This window comes from Maribacter sp. LLG6340-A2, assembly GCF_045057105.1.
GTDB lineage: Bacteria > Bacteroidota > Bacteroidia > Flavobacteriales > Flavobacteriaceae > Maribacter.
In genome coordinates this window covers 978,248-1,000,461 of the sequence record NZ_CP159332.1, presented here as the reverse complement: position 1 = coordinate 1,000,461, position 22,214 = coordinate 978,248, and the positions used below count along the sequence as shown (strand labels likewise).

The window sequence follows — 22,214 nt, the reverse complement described above, 5'->3', positions numbered from 1 at the left end:
AAATGAAAAAACTAATATTATTTTCTATAGGAATCCTAACACTAGGATGTACAGGTGACTTTGGCGATGTAATTGATTATAAGGAGGTAGAAAATCCAAACCTTTCGGAAACATCAGTTGTCGGTCAGCCAAATTCAGCCTCAATATGGTTGTCGGGTCTTGAAAGACAATTGGCCAACGTGTTCAATGAGACTTTAATATTATCGGAATTAGGTTCGGATAATTATGTCAATACCCAAACATTCTTTAATCAGTTCATGGATGGTTTGGCTATTCAGATTACAGATCCCGATATGAGGGATACGCAAAGACAAATTCAACGCCTTAGGGAGTTGGCTGTTTTTGGTATTGACCAAGTGGGTCCTGGCGATCCAAATTATAATGCAGAGACTGAAGCTGAATTCAATTACTTTGAAGGTATATCTTATTTATTTTCGGCAATGTATTTTTCAGCATTACCACAAGAGCCAGTTGGTGTTCCATTGACTTCGGCTGAACATTATCAAAATGCTATTAACGCTTTTGATATTGCTTTGTCCTTAAATGCTAAACCAGAATATTATTTGGCTAAGGCAAGAGCTAACTATTATTTAGGAAATAAGAGTGAAGCGGTTGAGGCCGCAACAATGGCTTTGTCATTAAATGATTCTTTTCTTAGAAGTGTAAATTTTGATCAATCAAATGAGCCACGTAGTTTCTTTGAGGATGCACTTTATGCAAGAGCTACTTTTGATGATTTGCAACCATTGCCAACATTGGATTTTTTAGATCCAAAGTATTCATTTCTTAGCCCAGAAGAAGATGCTCCGGTACACTTCTTAAAAGCTGAAGAAGCTTATCTAATTTTGGCGGAAGCTAATCTTTCTGATGATGATATAGCTAGTGCTAGGGGTAATTTAAATGCATTATTGGATTTAATAGCAACAAGGGAAGTAAGGTCAATAGATGATTCTATTGAGCAGCGTTCTCAAGTAGATGAGGGTTCTAGGCCAGATAATGCTGCGGTGGTAGTTAATGGAAGAGAAGGTCTTGTTCTTGATCGTCAATCCGGTGACGTTGATATACCATCTGTATCTGGAACTTCATTGACATCAGCTGATATATCTGCAATGCAAGATGATGATGCTGGTTTGTCCTTACTATACAGGACTAGGCAAGAAGTTTTTATTGCAGAAGGTATACGTATGGTTGATATGGGCGTTAAATTGGTCATAGATGAAAACGAAATATTGATTAACGAAAATATTAATGAAGGTGATTTGGGTACAACTCCTGTTATTCCTTCATTTATTTCTGCTGTAGTTCCTGATTTGGATGCATTTACTTATAATCCTGAAACAGGTGTTGCAACTACTACAATTAATTTAAACGATATATTGGTTGAGAATAAAAGTTCTGATCAAGTCGTACCTTTTGAATAGACAATATTTGTAATTGTTAATTAAAGCCCCTTCTTTAAGGGGCTTTTTTGTATACAAAACTTTCACATTTACTTAGCAACAAAAAAATTAACTTTGCAAGGGTAACATAGCTTCATGAAATATATATTATTAGTTTTTTCAATTCTTACATCTTGTATTGTTTTTGGTCAAAAGGGAGAGTTAAGAAAAGGGGCCAGTATAGATTCGCTTGCGCCATTAAGTAAAAAAAAGGCGAGCGGTCCAATGGGTAAACAGAAACCGGATACAATTGGCATTACGATCAAGGACTACAAAATAATTAGTTTCGCTAGGGATACTACTTATCTGGATACCACGCTCACCATCAATAAAGAATACAAGTATAATTATTTAAGGAAAGATGATTTTGAGCTTATGCCGTTTTCCAATATTGGAGAGGCATATAATTCTTTGGGATTAGATTTAGAAAGGGTTAATATTTACCCTTATTTGGGCGCTATAGGTAAAGACCAAAAATATTTAGAAAAAGAGCAGATAGTGTATTACAATGTTCCCACTCCAATGACAGAGCTATTTTTCAAAACAACCTTGGAGCAGGGACAATTTTTAGACGCAAACTTAACTTTTAATACTTCGCCTAGACTTAACTTTTCAATTGGTTATACCGGCCATCGCTCTTTGGGCAAGTACAATTCCAATCAAATACAATCGGGTAATTTTACAACGACCACCAATTATCTGTCAAGGAATAATAGATATGCTTTAAGGGCGCATATTGCCGCGCAAAATATTATATCCCAAGAAAATGGCGGACTGTTGGAAAAAGAGCTGCAATTTGAGTCTGGTGATGAGGACTTCTTAAATAGGCCAAGGGTAGATGTTCGTTTTGATGATGTTGATAATAAAATATTAGGCAAAAGATATTATTTGGACCATACTTATAAATTAATTAGAAAACAACTGGATTCTACCCGTTCAGAAAAAACTTCATTGTCCATCGGGCATGTGTTTAATTATGAAACAAAGTACTATCAATTCTTGCAAACTGTCAATGATACTATATTTGGCGATGCAATACTTTCTAGTATAAACGATAAGGCGGCTCTAAAAACTTTTTACAATGAAGTAAATGCACAATTTTATAATAGAACTTTGGGTAAACTAACTGGGAGTTTGCAGATGTATAACTATGACTATTATTTCAATAGCCAATTTACCACAGAGGAAGGGGAGGTTATCCCTAATAGGTTAAATGGTGCGGAATTAGCATTAGGGGGTAAATATGAGAAACGTATTGGCGGCTTTGATTTAGATGCAGATTTAAAGTATAATTTATCAGGTAAGTTGACCGGAAACCTTCTAAATGTTTCCGCATCATATCAGTTTAATGATAAAAACAAAATTAAATTCTCATTACATACTTCGTCCAGAATGCCAAATTTTAATTTTCTGTTATATCAAAGTGAATATTTAAATTATAACTGGGATAATTCTAATACATTCAATAAGGAAAGGGTTAGTAGTCTTAAAACGGAATTAACTTCCTCTACTTGGGGTAACCTTATGATGAAGTATAGTAATTTGGATAACTACACTTATTTTGCACCTATTTCGGATACTGAGATTGAAAATGGCATGGACCAGGCGTTTTTGAAACCGGTTCAAGAGGGTAACGGAATATCCTATTTAAAAGTAAAATATGGAAAAGAGTTTAAGGTGGGTATGTTCGCGCTTAATAATACGGTGATGTATCAAAATGTTACACAAGAAGAGCAAGTAATGAACCTGCCTCAGATAGTTACTAGAAACACATTGTATTTTTCTTCGGATGTATTTAAAAAAGCAATGTATTTACAGACGGGTATAACCTTTAAATATTTCACTGCTTATAATATGAATGCATATAATCCTGTTTTGGGAGAATTCTATACCCAAAATAAAGAAGAGTTGGGGGGCTACCCATTATTAGATTTTTTCATTAACGCACGTATTCAACAAACCCGTATTTATTTAAAGGCAGAACATTTTAATTCCTCATTTTCGGGTTATAATTACTACGCGGCACCCAATTATCCTTATCGTGATTTTGTAATCCGCTTTGGCCTTGTCTGGAATTTCTTTTCCTAGTGGGCAATGGACCTTTTTCCAACCTGTTGTGTTTATGTAAGTTAGCTCGCCGTTAAGCGGACCGGTAAGGTGTAATCTTCGGGCTGTCAACATGTTATGTGTTTTTCCGGTTTCCGTTATATTTTTTGTGATGGTAAAGTTCAGTAAATCAGCGGGGTAGATATGGGCTTAAAAAAATCGTCATTTTTTTTAAAAAAAGCCTTGCAGGTTTGGAAATAGGGTGTACATTTGCAGCCCGCTAACGATTAAGATTACGGTCTTGACAAGTGGCCGGGGCAAGTTCATAAAAATGTTGATTTAACGGGCCGGGAAATAAAATTTTATTTTTTTCTCAAAGTAGTTGTCAGGTTAAAAAACAGTTGTATATTTGCACCCGCTTAGGGAAACACCTAAGGGAAAACGAAGCTAAGAAGTCGAAGGATTGAATGGCGGAGTGGATGGAAGTTCATTGAAATATTGTGGAGATTTAAGAATCGAGTTCAGGTGAGGACCTGGGCGAGAGGAACAAGAATTAAGAAACATACGAATATAGTATACCGCGAGGTATATATAATGAATTGAATCGAGAGTCGGGGCCGGGAAAGATTTTGGTTTCGTTGGGACGAATATATACAGAACAACGATGAAGAGTTTGATCCTGGCTCAGGATGAACGCTAGCGGCAGGCCTAACACATGCAAGTCGAGGGGCAGCGGGGAAAAGCTTGCTTTTCCGCCGGCGACCGGCGCACGGGTGCGCACCGCGTATGGAACCTGCCTTGTACAGGGGAATAGCCTTTGGAAACGAAGATTAATGCCCCATTGTACCATGATCCGGCATCGGGACATGGTTAAAGCCCTCGGGCGGTACGAGATGGCCATGCGTCCCATTAGCTGGTTGGTAAGGTAACGGCTTACCAAGGCTACGATGGGTAGGGGCCCTGAGAGGGGGATCCCCCACACTGGTACTGAGACACGGACCAGACTCCTACGGGAGGCAGCAGTGAGGAATATTGGACAATGGAGGAGACTCTGATCCAGCCATGCCGCGTGCAGGAAGAATGCCCTATGGGTAGTAAACTGCTTTTATACGGGAAGAAAAAGAGCTACGTGTAGCTTACTGACGGTACCGTAAGAATAAGGACCGGCTAACTCCGTGCCAGCAGCCGCGGTAATACGGAGGGTCCGAGCGTTATCCGGAATTATTGGGTTTAAAGGGTCCGTAGGCGGGCAGCTAAGTCAGGGGTGAAAGTTTGCAGCTCAACTGTAAAATTGCCTTTGATACTGGTTGTCTTGAGTTATAGTGAAGTTGCCGGAATATGTAGTGTAGCGGTGAAATGCATAGATATTACATAGAACACCGATTGCGAAGGCAGGTGACTAACTATCGACTGACGCTGATGGACGAAAGCGTGGGGAGCGAACAGGATTAGATACCCTGGTAGTCCACGCCGTAAACGATGGATACTAGCTGTCCGGGGCCTTGAGTCCTGGGCGGCCAAGCGAAAGTGATAAGTATCCCACCTGGGGAGTACGTTCGCAAGAATGAAACTCAAAGGAATTGACGGGGGCCCGCACAAGCGGTGGAGCATGTGGTTTAATTCGATGATACGCGAGGAACCTTACCAGGGCTTAAATGCATATTGACAGGGTCAGAGATGACTTTTCCTTCGGGCAATTTGCAAGGTGCTGCATGGTTGTCGTCAGCTCGTGCCGTGAGGTGTCAGGTTAAGTCCTATAACGAGCGCAACCCCTACCGTTAGTTGCCAGCATGTCATGATGGGGACTCTAACGGGACTGCCGGTGCAAACCGTGAGGAAGGTGGGGATGACGTCAAATCATCACGGCCCTTACGTCCTGGGCCACACACGTGCTACAATGGCAGGTACAGAGAGCAGCCACGTCGCAAGGCGGAGCGAATCTATAAAACCTGTCACAGTTCGGATCGGGGTCTGCAACTCGACCCCGTGAAGCTGGAATCGCTAGTAATCGGATATCAGCCATGATCCGGTGAATACGTTCCCGGGCCTTGTACACACCGCCCGTCAAGCCATGGAAGCCGGGAGTGCCTGAAGTCCGTCACCGTAAGGAGCGGCCTAGGGCAAGATCGGTAACTAGGGCTAAGTCGTAACAAGGTAGCCGTACCGGAAGGTGCGGCTGGAACACCTCCTTTCTAGAGATTGTCCTTTTAAGGACGGTCCCTGGCGAAACGAAGAATTGGAACCACGGTCCCGGTCTTTTGGTTTAATAACAGTTTCTTTAAATGAATGTTCGAATATGAGATCTCCATAATCATGATATATAAGTAATTGCTTTTTCGATAAGGTATTTATACTGGAAGGAAGGAGTAGGGACAGTCCCATAGCTCAGCTGGTTAGAGCGCTACACTGATAATGTAGAGGTCGGCAGTTCGAGTCTGCCTGGGACTACAAAAGGAAAGGGTGCCCGTTGGGCGTTACGTTCATATATTGAAATATTGAAGGAAATTTTAGAAGTTGGTTAAGACCAGTTTACAGTACGCAGTATGCGGTACGCAGTACAACAGCATAAAAACTGATTACTGTTTGCTGATCATCGGCAACTGGAACGGGGGATTAGCTCAGCTGGCTAGAGCGCCTGCCTTGCACGCAGGAGGTCATCGGTTCGACTCCGATATTCTCCACTGGGCGATGCCCAGGGATAATTTATTTTATCTCTAAGTATCGCGGATGAGAAAGATAGGTATTCAATTGCCTGTCGTGGCTCACGACAACGTTCATTGACATATTGGAACAGGAGGTAATACATTTAGGTGTATTATCGACTAAAAAAGAAAGAAACACGAATCTTTATTAAGTAAAGAGTACGAATTAAGAATAGAATAGATTAAAGATCTGGCGACAAGCTGGAAAAGGGCGTATGGGGAATGCCTAGGCTCTCAGAGGCGAAGAAGGACGTGATAAGCTGCGAAAAGCTACGGGGATCGGCACACACGATATGATCCGTAGATATCCGAATGGGGCAACCCACTATATTGAAGATATAGTATCCGCAAGGAGGCAAACCCGGGGAACTGAAACATCTAAGTACCCGGAGGAGGAGAAAACAAAAGTGATTCCGATAGTAGCGGCGAGCGAAATCGGATTAGTCCAAACCGTACATGTTCCGGCATGTGCGGGGTTGTAGGACCACGACATTCGAGGTGTAATGAACTAGAACGCTTTGGAAATAGCGACCATAGAGGGTGATAGTCCCGTATAGGCAAAGAGCATTAAGATAGTGGTATCCTGAGTAGTGCGGGGCACGTGAAACCCTGTATGAATCCGGCGGGACCATCCGCCAAGACTAAATACTCCTGAGAGACCGATAGTGAACCAGTACCGTGAGGGAAAGGTGAAAAGAACCGTGAATAACGGAGTGAAATAGATCCTGAAACCATACGCTTACAAGCGGTCGGAGCCCATATGGGTGACGGCGTGCCTTTTGCATAATGAGCCTACGAGTTACTTTTACTAGCAAGGTTAAGGACTTCAGGTCCGGAGCCGTAGCGAAAGCGAGTCTTAATAGGGCGCCATAGTTAGTAGTAGTAGACGCGAAACCGTGCGATCTACCCATGGGCAGGTTGAAGCTGTGGTAACACATAGTGGAGGACCGAACCCGTTGACGTTGAAAAGTCTTGGGATGACCTGTGGGTAGGGGTGAAAGGCCAATCAAGCTCGGAAATAGCTCGTACTCCCCGAAATGCATTTAGGTGCAGCGTGTAGATAGTTTTATAGAGGTAGAGCTACTGATTGGATGCGGGGGCTTCACCGCCTACCAATTCCTGACAAACTCCGAATGCTATAAAATGTTTCTGCGCAGTGAGGGCATGGGTGCTAAGGTCCATGTCCGAGAGGGAAAGAACCCAGATCACCGGCTAAGGTCCCAAAGTATATGCTAAGTTGATATAACGCGGTGGAACTGCATTGACAGCCAGGATGTTGGCTTGGAAGCAGCCATTCATTTAAAGAGTGCGTAACAGCTCACTGGTCGAGCGGTTCCGCATGGATAATAATCGGGCATAAGCATATCACCGAAGCCGTGACTTTGTATTTATACAAGGGGTAGGGGAGCATTGTAACAGCGTCGAAGGCGTACCTGCGAGGGATGCTGGAGCGGTTACAAACGAAAATGTAGGCATAAGTAACGATAATGCGGGCGAGAAACCCGCACGCCGAAAGACCAAGGTTTCCCCAGCTATGCTAATCAGCTGGGGGTCAGTCGGGACCTAACGCGAACCCGAAGGGGATAGTGGATGGACAACAGATTAATATTTCTGTACCTGCTCACGCTAAAAGTGACGGAGGCGAGAAGTTGGTGCGTACAGACGGAATTGTACGTTGAAGGGAGCGGTAACGCCCCGATAGTACACCGAGGCCACGGCCAAGGTGATAATCCAGCATATCGACTTCCAAGAAAAGCGAGTGAAGCAGCCCGTACCGTAAACCGACACAGGTGGTTGGGATGAGTATTCTAAGGCGCTCGAGAGATTCATGGCTAAGGAACTAGGCAAAATAGACCCGTAACTTCGGGAGAAGGGTCGCCCCCTTATGGGGGGCCGCAGTGAAGAGGTCCAGGCGACTGTTTATCAAAAACACAGGGCTCTGCAAAATCGAAAGATGACGTATAGGGCCTGACACCTGCCCGGTGCTGGAAGGTTAAGAGGAGATGTCAGCTTCGGCGAAGCATTGAATTGAAGCCCCAGTAAACGGCGGCCGTAACTATAACGGTCCTAAGGTAGCGAAATTCCTTGTCGGGTAAGTTCCGACCTGCACGAATGGTGCAACGATCTGGACACTGTCTCGGCCATGAGCTCGGTGAAATTGTAGTATCGGTGAAGATGCCGGTTACCCGCAGTGGGACGAAAAGACCCCGTGCACCTTTACTATAGCTTCGTATTGACCTTGGTCAAGCAATGTGTAGGATAGCTGGGAGACTTTGAAGCCGCATCGCCAGGTGTGGTGGAGTCATTGTTGAAATACCAGCCTTTGCTTGTCCGGGGCCTAACCCTCTTACGAGGGAACAGTGCGTGGTGGGTAGTTTGACTGGGGTGGTCGCCTCCAAAAGAGTAACGGAGGCTTCTAAAGGTGCCCTCAATACGGTTGGCAATCGTGTGTAGAGTGCAATGGCACAAGGGCGCTTGACTGGGAGACATACAGGTCGATCAGGTTGGAAACAAGAGCATAGTGATCCGGTGGTTCCGCATGGAAGGGCCATCGCTCAAAGGATAAAAGGTACGCCGGGGATAACAGGCTGATCTCCCCCAAGAGCTCATATCGACGGGGGGGTTTGGCACCTCGATGTCGGCTCGTCACATCCTGGGGCTGGAGAAGGTCCCAAGGGTTGGGCTGTTCGCCCATTAAAGTGGCACGCGAGCTGGGTTCAGAACGTCGTGAGACAGTTCGGTCTCTATCTACTGCGGGCGTTAGAAATTTGAGTGGATCTGACTCTAGTACGAGAGGACCGAGTTGGACCGACCGCTGGTGCACCAGTTGTTCCGCCAGGAGCATCGCTGGGTAGCTATGTCGGGATGGGATAAGCGCTGAAAGCATATAAGCGCGAAACCCGCCACAAGATGAGATTTCTTTAAAGGGCCGTGGGAGATGACCACGTCGATAGGCTATAGGTGGAAGGGCGGTAACGTCCGTAGCCGAGTAGTACTAATTGCCCGTCAGGCTTGCGCATACGCTCGTCCCGTTCCTATGAACGGGGCGGACGACGATCTTTAACCTCTTTCTTTTTATACCGAAACATACTTTTATATTATAAGTGCTTCTTTCCTTTTTGGGATCCTGTTCCATTGATGTCAACGATATTGCGGCGAAGGCCGCGGTCGGGAATCCCCGATCCAAAACTTAGGTGGCCATGGCGACGGGGCCCACCCCTTACCATTCCGAACAGGGAAGTTAAGACCGTTTGCGCCGATGGTACTGCTATACCAAGTGGGAGAGTAGGTAGCCGCCTTTTTCGAAAGCCCCTTACAGTAATGTAAGGGGCTTTTTTTATGGAATATATTTTGGTTCAACGATTCCTTTTTAGGTCCCTGAGGAAATAAAATGAATTAAGCGCTATTATTCTGTGTTAAAACGGTTTTAGGAACAAAACTTATATTTCAAGTTGTTTTTATGTTTCGTTATTTAATAAATGACAATATTGAACCTTGTCTCAGTAATTTGAGAGATTGAATATTTCTTGGATATAATTATTCGAATCACTTTTCTGTCAAAATGAATTTGTGATTTTTATTTTTATATGAAGATTTTCGTATAATCTATCTTCTAAATCATTTATATGAATAGTAAGAAGGATTTTCAATATTCTTATGGGGGCTATAATTGATATGCTAAAAAGTTGCGATTAAATTAAGCGTTTTTCTTTTTTTGATATAATCAATTTTAGCAAGTAGACTATTTTATGGATTTTTTTTCTCAAAGTAGTTGTCAGGTTAAAAAACAGTTGTATATTTGCACCCGCTTAGGGAAACACCTAAGGGAAAACGAAGCTAAGAAGTCGAAGGATTGAATGGCGGAGTGGATGGAAGTTCATTGAAATATTGTGGAGATTTAAGAATCGAGTTCAGGTGAGGACCTGGGCGAGAGGAACAAGAATTAAGAAACATACGAATATAGTATACCGCGAGGTATATATAATGAATTGAATCGAGAGTCGGGGCCGGGAAAGATTTTGGTTTCGTTGGGACGAATATATACAGAACAACGATGAAGAGTTTGATCCTGGCTCAGGATGAACGCTAGCGGCAGGCCTAACACATGCAAGTCGAGGGGCAGCGGGGAAAAGCTTGCTTTTCCGCCGGCGACCGGCGCACGGGTGCGCACCGCGTATGGAACCTGCCTTGTACAGGGGAATAGCCTTTGGAAACGAAGATTAATGCCCCATTGTACCATGATCCGGCATCGGGACATGGTTAAAGCCCTCGGGCGGTACGAGATGGCCATGCGTCCCATTAGCTGGTTGGTAAGGTAACGGCTTACCAAGGCTACGATGGGTAGGGGCCCTGAGAGGGGGATCCCCCACACTGGTACTGAGACACGGACCAGACTCCTACGGGAGGCAGCAGTGAGGAATATTGGACAATGGAGGAGACTCTGATCCAGCCATGCCGCGTGCAGGAAGAATGCCCTATGGGTAGTAAACTGCTTTTATACGGGAAGAAAAAGAGCTACGTGTAGCTTACTGACGGTACCGTAAGAATAAGGACCGGCTAACTCCGTGCCAGCAGCCGCGGTAATACGGAGGGTCCGAGCGTTATCCGGAATTATTGGGTTTAAAGGGTCCGTAGGCGGGCAGCTAAGTCAGGGGTGAAAGTTTGCAGCTCAACTGTAAAATTGCCTTTGATACTGGTTGTCTTGAGTTATAGTGAAGTTGCCGGAATATGTAGTGTAGCGGTGAAATGCATAGATATTACATAGAACACCGATTGCGAAGGCAGGTGACTAACTATCGACTGACGCTGATGGACGAAAGCGTGGGGAGCGAACAGGATTAGATACCCTGGTAGTCCACGCCGTAAACGATGGATACTAGCTGTCCGGGGCCTTGAGTCCTGGGCGGCCAAGCGAAAGTGATAAGTATCCCACCTGGGGAGTACGTTCGCAAGAATGAAACTCAAAGGAATTGACGGGGGCCCGCACAAGCGGTGGAGCATGTGGTTTAATTCGATGATACGCGAGGAACCTTACCAGGGCTTAAATGCATATTGACAGGGTCAGAGATGACTTTTCCTTCGGGCAATTTGCAAGGTGCTGCATGGTTGTCGTCAGCTCGTGCCGTGAGGTGTCAGGTTAAGTCCTATAACGAGCGCAACCCCTACCGTTAGTTGCCAGCATGTCATGATGGGGACTCTAACGGGACTGCCGGTGCAAACCGTGAGGAAGGTGGGGATGACGTCAAATCATCACGGCCCTTACGTCCTGGGCCACACACGTGCTACAATGGCAGGTACAGAGAGCAGCCACGTCGCAAGGCGGAGCGAATCTATAAAACCTGTCACAGTTCGGATCGGGGTCTGCAACTCGACCCCGTGAAGCTGGAATCGCTAGTAATCGGATATCAGCCATGATCCGGTGAATACGTTCCCGGGCCTTGTACACACCGCCCGTCAAGCCATGGAAGCCGGGAGTGCCTGAAGTCCGTCACCGTAAGGAGCGGCCTAGGGCAAGATCGGTAACTAGGGCTAAGTCGTAACAAGGTAGCCGTACCGGAAGGTGCGGCTGGAACACCTCCTTTCTAGAGATTGTCCTTTTAAGGACGGTCCCTGGCGAAACGAAGAATTGGAACCACGGTCCCGGTCTTTTGGTTTAATAACAGTTTCTTTAAATGAATGTTCGAATATGAGATCTCCATAATCATGATATATAAGTAATTGCTTTTTCGATAAGGTATTTATACTGGAAGGAAGGAGTAGGGACAGTCCCATAGCTCAGCTGGTTAGAGCGCTACACTGATAATGTAGAGGTCGGCAGTTCGAGTCTGCCTGGGACTACAAAAGGAAAGGGTGCCCGTTGGGCGTTACGTTCATATATTGAAATATTGAAGGAAATTTTAGAAGTTGGTTAAGACCAGTTTACAGTACGCAGTATGCGGTACGCAGTACAACAGCATAAAAACTGATTACTGTTTGCTGATCATCGGCAACTGGAACGGGGGATTAGCTCAGCTGGCTAGAGCGCCTGCCTTGCACGCAGGAGGTCATCGGTTCGACTCCGATATTCTCCACTGGGCGATGCCCAGGGATAATTTATTTTATCTCTAAGTATCGCGGATGAGAAAGATAGGTATTCAATTGCCTGTCGTGGCTCACGACAACGTTCATTGACATATTGGAACAGGAGGTAATACATTTAGGTGTATTATCGACTAAAAAAGAAAGAAACACGAATCTTTATTAAGTAAAGAGTACGAATTAAGAATAGAATAGATTAAAGATCTGGCGACAAGCTGGAAAAGGGCGTATGGGGAATGCCTAGGCTCTCAGAGGCGAAGAAGGACGTGATAAGCTGCGAAAAGCTACGGGGATCGGCACACACGATATGATCCGTAGATATCCGAATGGGGCAACCCACTATATTGAAGATATAGTATCCGCAAGGAGGCAAACCCGGGGAACTGAAACATCTAAGTACCCGGAGGAGGAGAAAACAAAAGTGATTCCGATAGTAGCGGCGAGCGAAATCGGATTAGTCCAAACCGTACATGTTCCGGCATGTGCGGGGTTGTAGGACCACGACATTCGAGGTGTAATGAACTAGAACGCTTTGGAAATAGCGACCATAGAGGGTGATAGTCCCGTATAGGCAAAGAGCATTAAGATAGTGGTATCCTGAGTAGTGCGGGGCACGTGAAACCCTGTATGAATCCGGCGGGACCATCCGCCAAGACTAAATACTCCTGAGAGACCGATAGTGAACCAGTACCGTGAGGGAAAGGTGAAAAGAACCGTGAATAACGGAGTGAAATAGATCCTGAAACCATACGCTTACAAGCGGTCGGAGCCCATATGGGTGACGGCGTGCCTTTTGCATAATGAGCCTACGAGTTACTTTTACTAGCAAGGTTAAGGACTTCAGGTCCGGAGCCGTAGCGAAAGCGAGTCTTAATAGGGCGCCATAGTTAGTAGTAGTAGACGCGAAACCGTGCGATCTACCCATGGGCAGGTTGAAGCTGTGGTAACACATAGTGGAGGACCGAACCCGTTGACGTTGAAAAGTCTTGGGATGACCTGTGGGTAGGGGTGAAAGGCCAATCAAGCTCGGAAATAGCTCGTACTCCCCGAAATGCATTTAGGTGCAGCGTGTAGATAGTTTTATAGAGGTAGAGCTACTGATTGGATGCGGGGGCTTCACCGCCTACCAATTCCTGACAAACTCCGAATGCTATAAAATGTTTCTGCGCAGTGAGGGCATGGGTGCTAAGGTCCATGTCCGAGAGGGAAAGAACCCAGATCACCGGCTAAGGTCCCAAAGTATATGCTAAGTTGATATAACGCGGTGGAACTGCATTGACAGCCAGGATGTTGGCTTGGAAGCAGCCATTCATTTAAAGAGTGCGTAACAGCTCACTGGTCGAGCGGTTCCGCATGGATAATAATCGGGCATAAGCATATCACCGAAGCCGTGACTTTGTATTTATACAAGGGGTAGGGGAGCATTGTAACAGCGTCGAAGGCGTACCTGCGAGGGATGCTGGAGCGGTTACAAACGAAAATGTAGGCATAAGTAACGATAATGCGGGCGAGAAACCCGCACGCCGAAAGACCAAGGTTTCCCCAGCTATGCTAATCAGCTGGGGGTCAGTCGGGACCTAACGCGAACCCGAAGGGGATAGTGGATGGACAACAGATTAATATTTCTGTACCTGCTCACGCTAAAAGTGACGGAGGCGAGAAGTTGGTGCGTACAGACGGAATTGTACGTTGAAGGGAGCGGTAACGCCCCGATAGTACACCGAGGCCACGGCCAAGGTGATAATCCAGCATATCGACTTCCAAGAAAAGCGAGTGAAGCAGCCCGTACCGTAAACCGACACAGGTGGTTGGGATGAGTATTCTAAGGCGCTCGAGAGATTCATGGCTAAGGAACTAGGCAAAATAGACCCGTAACTTCGGGAGAAGGGTCGCCCCCTTATGGGGGGCCGCAGTGAAGAGGTCCAGGCGACTGTTTATCAAAAACACAGGGCTCTGCAAAATCGAAAGATGACGTATAGGGCCTGACACCTGCCCGGTGCTGGAAGGTTAAGAGGAGATGTCAGCTTCGGCGAAGCATTGAATTGAAGCCCCAGTAAACGGCGGCCGTAACTATAACGGTCCTAAGGTAGCGAAATTCCTTGTCGGGTAAGTTCCGACCTGCACGAATGGTGCAACGATCTGGACACTGTCTCGGCCATGAGCTCGGTGAAATTGTAGTATCGGTGAAGATGCCGGTTACCCGCAGTGGGACGAAAAGACCCCGTGCACCTTTACTATAGCTTCGTATTGACCTTGGTCAAGCAATGTGTAGGATAGCTGGGAGACTTTGAAGCCGCATCGCCAGGTGTGGTGGAGTCATTGTTGAAATACCAGCCTTTGCTTGTCCGGGGCCTAACCCTCTTACGAGGGAACAGTGCGTGGTGGGTAGTTTGACTGGGGTGGTCGCCTCCAAAAGAGTAACGGAGGCTTCTAAAGGTGCCCTCAATACGGTTGGCAATCGTGTGTAGAGTGCAATGGCACAAGGGCGCTTGACTGGGAGACATACAGGTCGATCAGGTTGGAAACAAGAGCATAGTGATCCGGTGGTTCCGCATGGAAGGGCCATCGCTCAAAGGATAAAAGGTACGCCGGGGATAACAGGCTGATCTCCCCCAAGAGCTCATATCGACGGGGGGGTTTGGCACCTCGATGTCGGCTCGTCACATCCTGGGGCTGGAGAAGGTCCCAAGGGTTGGGCTGTTCGCCCATTAAAGTGGCACGCGAGCTGGGTTCAGAACGTCGTGAGACAGTTCGGTCTCTATCTACTGCGGGCGTTAGAAATTTGAGTGGATCTGACTCTAGTACGAGAGGACCGAGTTGGACCGACCGCTGGTGCACCAGTTGTTCCGCCAGGAGCATCGCTGGGTAGCTATGTCGGGATGGGATAAGCGCTGAAAGCATATAAGCGCGAAACCCGCCACAAGATGAGATTTCTTTAAAGGGCCGTGGGAGATGACCACGTCGATAGGCTATAGGTGGAAGGGCGGTAACGTCCGTAGCCGAGTAGTACTAATTGCCCGTCAGGCTTGCGCATACGCTCGTCCCGTTCCTATGAACGGGGCGGACGACGATCTTTAACCTCTTTCTTTTTATACCGAAACATACTTTTATATTATAAGTGCTTCTTTCCTTTTTGGGATCCTGTTCCATTGATGTCAACGATATTGCGGCGAAGGCCGCGGTCGGGAATCCCCGATCCAAAACTTAGGTGGCCATGGCGACGGGGCCCACCCCTTACCATTCCGAACAGGGAAGTTAAGACCGTTTGCGCCGATGGTACTGCTATACCAAGTGGGAGAGTAGGTAGCCGCCTTTTTCGAAAGCCCCTTACAGTAATGTAAGGGGCTTTTTTTATGGAATATATTTTGGTTCAACGAATCCTTTTTAGCTCTTGAGGAAATAAAATGAATTAATTGCTATTATTCCATAGCGGTAACCTTAAATTTATATGGAGTAATCCAATGGTCAGGTATTTCAGAATCATGATTAACGACCGTAGCCCTGCTACCACCAATATTTACCAAAATTATGTACGTACCTTCTTCAAGTGCTGATTTTGTTTGAATACTATATAAGGTGCCATCATCGGTTAAGGTTCCTGAAATTTCTTCATTTTCAGATGATATCTGGTCTCCATTAGATGTAAATATTTTAAGGCCTAGGTTAATACTGGATGGAACTTCAAGCAGTTCAACTTTTAACTTACCTTGTTGCCTTAGTTGAACGGAATAGTAGTCGTAGCTTTGAGGGTCACCAAATACTACGTAATTGTTAATATGGCCTGTAATTGCAAAAGCTTCGATAATTTCATTTTTCGGGATGGCTTTGGCTTCCAATAACTCATCATTAGGTTCGTAGCAATCCATAATATCCGTATAATTCCATTTAATTGTATAAGGTGTAGGACTTGTACTGGAAGGAACATATGACGAGTAGTGGGCCGCGATATCATAACTTACACCTGGATAGACAAGAAAACTTGAAATCCTGGTATTTTCATCATTAGTTGCTGCCGCCGTACTATTTGAAATTGCTCCACTACTATCAATAGAAGATGTAATCTTGAGGCCCGGGACAACTCCACTTTCGTTACTAAGGCTTACTGTATAGAATCCGCCGCCTGGGCTGGTTACGGCTGGTAATAGGCCTGGATATAAATCGGTTTCATTGATGGCGTCCCAATCTTCATTGATTGTATTCTCATTGTTGATAGGTTCATAAGGCATGCAATCATTAAATTCTGCAAATTTGCGTACCCATTTTTGGATGTTTCCGGCTCCTGCAGATGCAACGGAAATGCGCATAGTATCATCATATATTCCTAGTTCCATTTGGGCGTCATAATAATTATCATCACTGCCCAATTCTGAATATTCATAAGTATTGGTGCTTGTAGATAAAATTTCTTTCCATTTAATATCCTCTTTTTTAAAGCCGGAATTTTGTGGAAGAACTATTAAACCTTGGTCATTAACGACCCTTACTAGCATTCCATTATTTGAAGGATTATTGCCCCCAACCCTAAACCAGTCTCCTTGTAACTCATCAACATTATTTGGTGCTTTGGTCTGAGGGTTTTCTGTCTGAGGATTATCTTGGTTTTCCTCTCTTTGGTCTATTTCTGGTGTATCTTCTGTAGTACAAGCCATTGCTAAATAGACAACAAATAGAATTTTTGAAAAACGTTTCATATAGGAAGGTTTTAATTGTTAACTGAAAATTTTTTGAGTAGCTTTTTTTCATCAGATTTGGGTACTTCTGCTATTAAAAGGTAATTACCTGGGGTAAGTTCTGCTTCAAAATATCCTTTACTTTTGGCAGGAAGGTTGTTGACACCTCCTAGAAATGTAAATCCTTCTGGTGTTGGCGTTCTTAACCCTTCAGGATTCATCCAATTCATCCAATGTATCAGTTCGTCTAAAGACGCTGTCGTATTGTATTTGACCAAGTTGACATCATGCCCCAAAAAGTGCTCGTAAGTGGTCTGGTCTTTAAAATCTACTTCAAAAATTTGATTCCCTTTATCAATTCTATCTTTTAATACAATACCTCCGGAGCTTGAGATTTCTATTTTTGCAGTTGGGGTTGGTGGTTGTAGCCCTGTTTTTTTATCCGTGACAATAATTTCTTTATACATACCGTGTGAAGTATGCCATTCGCCATTAAACATTTTAACATAACACTCCATTATATATAAACCCGGTTCCAGGTATACTGTGCTCATTGTCGTATGTTTTGGAGAAATTAAACCCGTACCGCCCATGTATTTTACCTCTTGGTACCAAGGAGGAAGTTTTCCAAATGCTGCCACTGCATTTTCCATATCTCCAGCCATGATTAATTTCATTCCTTCTTCAAAAGCAGGTAAAATCTCTTCCTTGGTATTTTTAGCTGTTTTGCCTTTAGGATAAAGATCAAATAGAATAAAATGAACTTCTTCAGATTCATTGGTATAGACAATCTTGTTCCAACCAGAGTTCAGTGTATCTTTTGAGTTAAATTCCATACCAAGGGTACGTACATTGAAGATACCTGAAGTGTTATCCATATTTACTGATACAAGTTGTGATTTTTTATCTTTTTGGGGTTCCATGCATCCTTGCAAAGCGAAAAATATACCTAGCCAAACTATGATGTTATTGCTGTTGGATTTCATACGATAGATTTTATTTTTTATATATTTTGAATGTTTTTATCACTTTATTGTTCTCTAAAATCTTAAGTTTATATGTGCCTTTTTCCATATGGTCAATGGGGACATATATGCTACATTTGTCTGTTTTGTACAATTTAAAATGCATGTTGCTATTTTAGAACAGGATAAAAGTAGGGTGGGATGACGCCAATGGATTGCAGATATGTTCCTAAGATTAGAACATATGTTTCAAGTGATGTAATGAATGGGATGGAAGGGGTTATTTCTTAAATTCTGAAGGGGTTTTTCCAAAATACTCTTTAAAACAACGATTAAAATATGAAGGCGATGAAAAACCTACTTGATAGGCAATTTCAGAAACAGATGCATCTGTATTAAGTAATAAATCCTTAGCTAACTTTAATCTTTGAGAACGAATAAATTCCGTTGTGGACATTCCGACAATGGCTGTTAGCTTTCTGTGCAGCTGTGTTCTGCTCATACCCATTTGCTTACAAAAGAATTCACTAGAAAAACTAGGGTCAGTAATATGGGTATCCAATGTTTTTTTTAATAGAACCAGAAATTTATTTTCTGTTGCTGTTATGGCAATTTCTGGGGTGATGCTCAATGTCTGACTGAAATGCTTCTGTATTTTTATACGTAGTTCTATGAGTTTTTGAACGGTAATCACCAATTTTTCACGATTAAATGGTTTGTTAATGTAAGCATCCGCTCCGGTTTTTAGGCCTTCAATTTCATGGTGTTGTCCACTTTTAGCGGTCAAAAGAACAATGGGGATATGACTTGTTCTTGCATCAAATTTTAAAGTGTTGCTCATTTCTATGCCATCCATAACGGGCATCATCACATCACTAATAATTAAATCTGGATTTGAGTCAAACGATTTTTTCAGTCCTTCTTGTCCATTTATAGCTTCTTCAATCCTATAATCAGTTTTAAATATGGATTTGATATAATGTCGAATATCTAAATCGTCTTCCACCAATAGGAGTAAGGGCTTTTTTTTATTTTCAATCGACATTTTAGTATCATCTTCTGTCTGGCTACTAAAAATTTGACTTTTGCTCTTCATATTTTTGGCCAGTTCATCAGGAGCAAAATAGGATGATTCAGTTGGTAGTGTCACCGTAAACTGTACCTTGTTCTTATCTATAAGTTGGGCTACGATGACCCCATGTAGGCGGGTAACCAATTCCTTTACTAATGAAAGACCTATTCCTGCCCCATCATTATTATTATCGCCTTGATAGAATCTGTCAAAAATCCTTGACAAGTCCTGTTGTTTTAAATTTCTAGAGTCATTAACGACGTTAAATATAAGATGATGTTCATGTTGGTGGGCCTTAACTTTTATCTTGCCATTCTCTGAGGAATATTTTATTGCATTGGAAAGTAAATTAGATATGATTTTCTCAAGTGAATCCCTGTCAAACCAGGCTGATTCCTTACAATCTATAATACTCTCAAAATTAATACCTTTCTCCTTTGCCTTAAATTCAAAAAAGCTTATTATTTCTAATAAGAATACCTTTAAATTTCCTTGGCTTACCATTAACCTTAAATTTCCTGATTCCAATTTTGAAAGGTCTAACATCTGGTTTACTAGATTCAATAGTCGGTCAGAGCTTCTTTTAATAAGGGTAAGTTCTCTTTTGTCTTCCTCGGTAAGGTCTTTTTTTGATAATTGGTTTTCAACCGGCCCTGAAATAAGGGTTAATGGCGTTCTTATTTCGTGAGATATGTTGGTGTAAAGTTTATTTTTTGCTTCATCTAATTTTTTTAATCGTTCCTTTTCATTTTGCTCTTGGGAGAGCTTTAATTTTATGTACCAACGCCATTTGAAATACCGGTAGAAGCCATATATGCCGAGTAAAAGTAAAAATCCATACACGGTCATTGCTAAATTGGTTGTATACCAAGGTTTTAAAATCGTGAAACTTTGCTTGGCGGGATTTGTATTCCACACACCATCATAATTAGATGATATTACTTGAAATTCATATGTTCCCGGTGCTAGATTTGTATATCTAACGGAATTGCTCTTTTTGGAAGAAGTAAAGTCATCTTCAAATCCAACCAGTCTATATTTATATTGATTTTCTTCCGGTAATGAGTAATGCAGTGCGGCAAAAGTAAAGGTCAGGGTATTTTCATTGTATTTGAAAATTGGTTTTTTCGTAATAGGTTGTTCCTCAGAAAAAACCTCAATTTTTTTTATTACGGTTTTAGGTGCTACCGGATTCTTCTTGATTAATGATGGGTTAAACCAATTTAATCCTTTTGATCCCCCAAAGTAGAGTGTGTTGTTAATGGTATCTACCAAACCTGCACTGTCATTGAATTCTAAAGATTGTAAGCCATCGTGTTGGTCATAAATTACAGTAGATTCATCTTTTTGATTAAATTTGGTAAGGCCACTATTAGAGCTTAACCATAAGTTATTTTGTCTATCAGGGAGAATGCAATAAACAACATTGCCTGCAAGTCCGTCATCAGTTGAATATGTTTTTAATTCTAAAGTTTCCGGATTGAATTTAATAAGTCCGTCACCATTGGTTCCTAGCCATATAATATTTTTTCTATCTACATAAATAGTTCTTATCATACCCTCAACCTGAGGAAAGCGATCAATTTTTTTTGTAACCAAGTTTAATCTACATAAGCCCTTGTATTTGGTACCAAGCCATAAATTATTGTTTTGGTCCTCTTTAATTGAAAATATAAGATTGCTTGAAAGGGAATTTTTATTTTCCGGCTTTGGAATATACTTTTCCATAATACCTTGCTCTTCATCAAATAAAACAAGCCCATCTTCAGCAGTTGTTAACCAAATTTTACCAGTAGAATCCTCGTAAATCTCATAGATGTAACTAATATCAAGTCTTGGTGTGGTAAACTTACTATAGGTTTTAAAATTCCCCAAAGAATCCATTACCTGTATTTCATTATTTTCTGTGGCAATCCATAATTTGTGTTTTATCAATTTTATGAATTGAATTTTATTTGACCGAAGCGGTGAATTTTGGACATTAAATTGCCGTATTCTGTAAGTGTCAGTGTTAAAGTGGAACAGGCCATAATTGTGGGTAGATATCCAAAGTCCAGAACCGGTATCTTTTTCAAGACTTTTGATCATATTTAAGTTCATGTCTTTTGGAAGATCTTGCGATGAAAGCTTTTTAAACTTGAACAAATGCGAATCATACATATTTGCCCCGCCACCATCAGTACCGATCCAAATATTAGTTGCGATGTCTTCAAAAATTGATGTTACCGCATCATAGGACAAAGAAGTTGGGTCATATTTGTTGTTGGCAAGTTGTTGTATTTTACCAAGTTCAAAATCTATGAAATACACACCACTGCCATAGGTGCCAATCCACAGTTTATCTTGGCTATCAAAAAACATAGTATGCACGTATAGATCCGTAGGTAAAGGTTGGCCATTAATTTCTGATATGAGCATAAACTTTTTTGTTATATGATCATATTTGTAAATGCCTTTCTGAAATGTTCCGGCCCAAACTCCATGTTTTTTTGAGGAAGCTATACTTGTATACTCTATGCCGAAATTATCAGTATCCGCTATGTAATGATATTTGTTTTCTCTATCTGTTGTAAGTATACCGTTGCTGGTAGCAGACCATATTTTAGAGTTGTATTCTATGATGGCATGAATATGTTCAGGAAAATCCTTTTTGTGCAATACTTGTAGCGTATCTTTTTTAAGATGGTCTATCTTAAAAAGACCGTAATTAGAGGTGCCAACATACATATTGTAGTTAGAATCTTGATACATACTTTTGGGAAAGGGAAAATGTAATGCGCGGTTGAACCTATTGGTTATGGAATCAAAATTTTCAATAAACCCCTCTCCTGTATTTATCCAGATTTGGTTTTGCTTATCTATATAAACTTTATCGTCGTAAATTACGATATCACTTTCACTCACAAAATTTTTGGGGTAAAACTTAAATTCCTTTCCATCCCATTTACTTAGTCCATCAGGTGATGCAAAATATAGAAATCCATTTTTGTCTTGATCAATGTCAAAAATACTATTTGTTTGAAGTCCTTCATTTACTGATAGGGACTTAAGTGGAAATTTATTATGATTTGCAAATTGTGGGTAGAGGGTATATAGATTAAAAAACAAGGCACTGATTAGAAGAAATATACCAGTCCTAAATGATTTAATCTGAGACATAAAAGAAAATTTGCCTTTACGAAACCGTCTTGAAAGAAACCGCTTTATTAAATATAATAATTTAAACTGTTTCTAACAATACA

5 protein-coding genes, 4 tRNA genes and 6 rRNA genes are annotated in these 22,214 nt (G+C 42.6%); 12 read left to right on the top strand and 3 right to left on the bottom strand.

The features are described 5' to 3' along the window. The first annotated feature begins 2 nt into the window (after positions 1–2). From ABVM52_RS04115 to rrf (ABVM52_RS04060), 12 genes are all read left to right on the top strand, one after another. Positions 3–1,421, top strand: coding sequence for a hypothetical protein (locus tag ABVM52_RS04115; protein ID WP_405383978.1), 1,419 nt, complete (start codon positions 3–5; stop codon positions 1,419–1,421). 114 nt (positions 1,422–1,535) lie between these two features. Then, entirely contained in the window at positions 1,536–3,527 is a 1,992-nt protein-coding gene (locus ABVM52_RS04110) for a putative porin (protein WP_405383976.1), read from the top strand. 619 nt (positions 3,528–4,146) lie between these two features. After that, positions 4,147–5,677: ribosomal RNA gene (locus ABVM52_RS04105) — 16S ribosomal RNA — on the top strand. A gap of 182 nt (positions 5,678–5,859) precedes the next feature. Then, positions 5,860–5,933: transfer RNA gene (locus ABVM52_RS04100), tRNA-Ile, on the top strand. 159 nt (positions 5,934–6,092) lie between these two features. Further along, positions 6,093–6,166 (top strand) — tRNA-Ala (locus tag ABVM52_RS04095). Positions 6,167–6,380: 214 nt separating this feature from the next. Further along, positions 6,381–9,207 (top strand): 23S ribosomal RNA (locus tag ABVM52_RS04090). A gap of 170 nt (positions 9,208–9,377) precedes the next feature. After that, positions 9,378–9,489 (top strand): 5S ribosomal RNA (rrf, locus tag ABVM52_RS04085). A 749-nt stretch (positions 9,490–10,238) separates the two neighbouring features. Next, a 16S ribosomal RNA gene (locus ABVM52_RS04080) occupies positions 10,239–11,769 on the top strand. A gap of 182 nt (positions 11,770–11,951) precedes the next feature. After that, positions 11,952–12,025, top strand: a tRNA-Ile gene (locus tag ABVM52_RS04075). A 159-nt stretch (positions 12,026–12,184) separates the two neighbouring features. Continuing rightward, positions 12,185–12,258: transfer RNA gene (locus tag ABVM52_RS04070), tRNA-Ala, on the top strand. Positions 12,259–12,472: 214 nt separating this feature from the next. Then, positions 12,473–15,299: ribosomal RNA gene (locus ABVM52_RS04065) — 23S ribosomal RNA — on the top strand. A gap of 170 nt (positions 15,300–15,469) precedes the next feature. Beyond that, positions 15,470–15,581, top strand: a 5S ribosomal RNA gene (rrf, locus tag ABVM52_RS04060). Together the 16S, 23S and 5S rRNA genes with 4 tRNA genes alongside form the textbook arrangement of a ribosomal RNA operon. Positions 15,582–15,684: 103 nt before the next feature. Here rrf (ABVM52_RS04060) and ABVM52_RS04055 read toward each other — a convergent pair. The 3 genes from ABVM52_RS04055 to ABVM52_RS04045 all read right to left on the bottom strand — a co-directional run bounded on the left by ABVM52_RS04055 (position 15,685) and on the right by ABVM52_RS04045 (position 22,131). Next, positions 15,685–16,956 (bottom strand): hypothetical protein, encoded by a 1,272-nt coding sequence (locus ABVM52_RS04055; protein WP_405383974.1) that lies wholly within the window; start codon positions 16,954–16,956, stop codon positions 15,685–15,687. Between the two features lie 11 nt (positions 16,957–16,967). Then, a complete protein-coding gene (locus ABVM52_RS04050) occupies positions 16,968–17,921 on the bottom strand; it encodes a hypothetical protein (protein WP_405383972.1) in 954 nt (317 codons plus the stop codon). A 259-nt stretch (positions 17,922–18,180) separates the two neighbouring features. Next, positions 18,181–22,131, bottom strand: a complete 3,951-nt coding sequence (locus ABVM52_RS04045) for a two-component regulator propeller domain-containing protein (protein ID WP_405383970.1) — start codon at positions 22,129–22,131, stop codon at positions 18,181–18,183. Positions 22,132–22,214 lie beyond the last annotated feature (83 nt).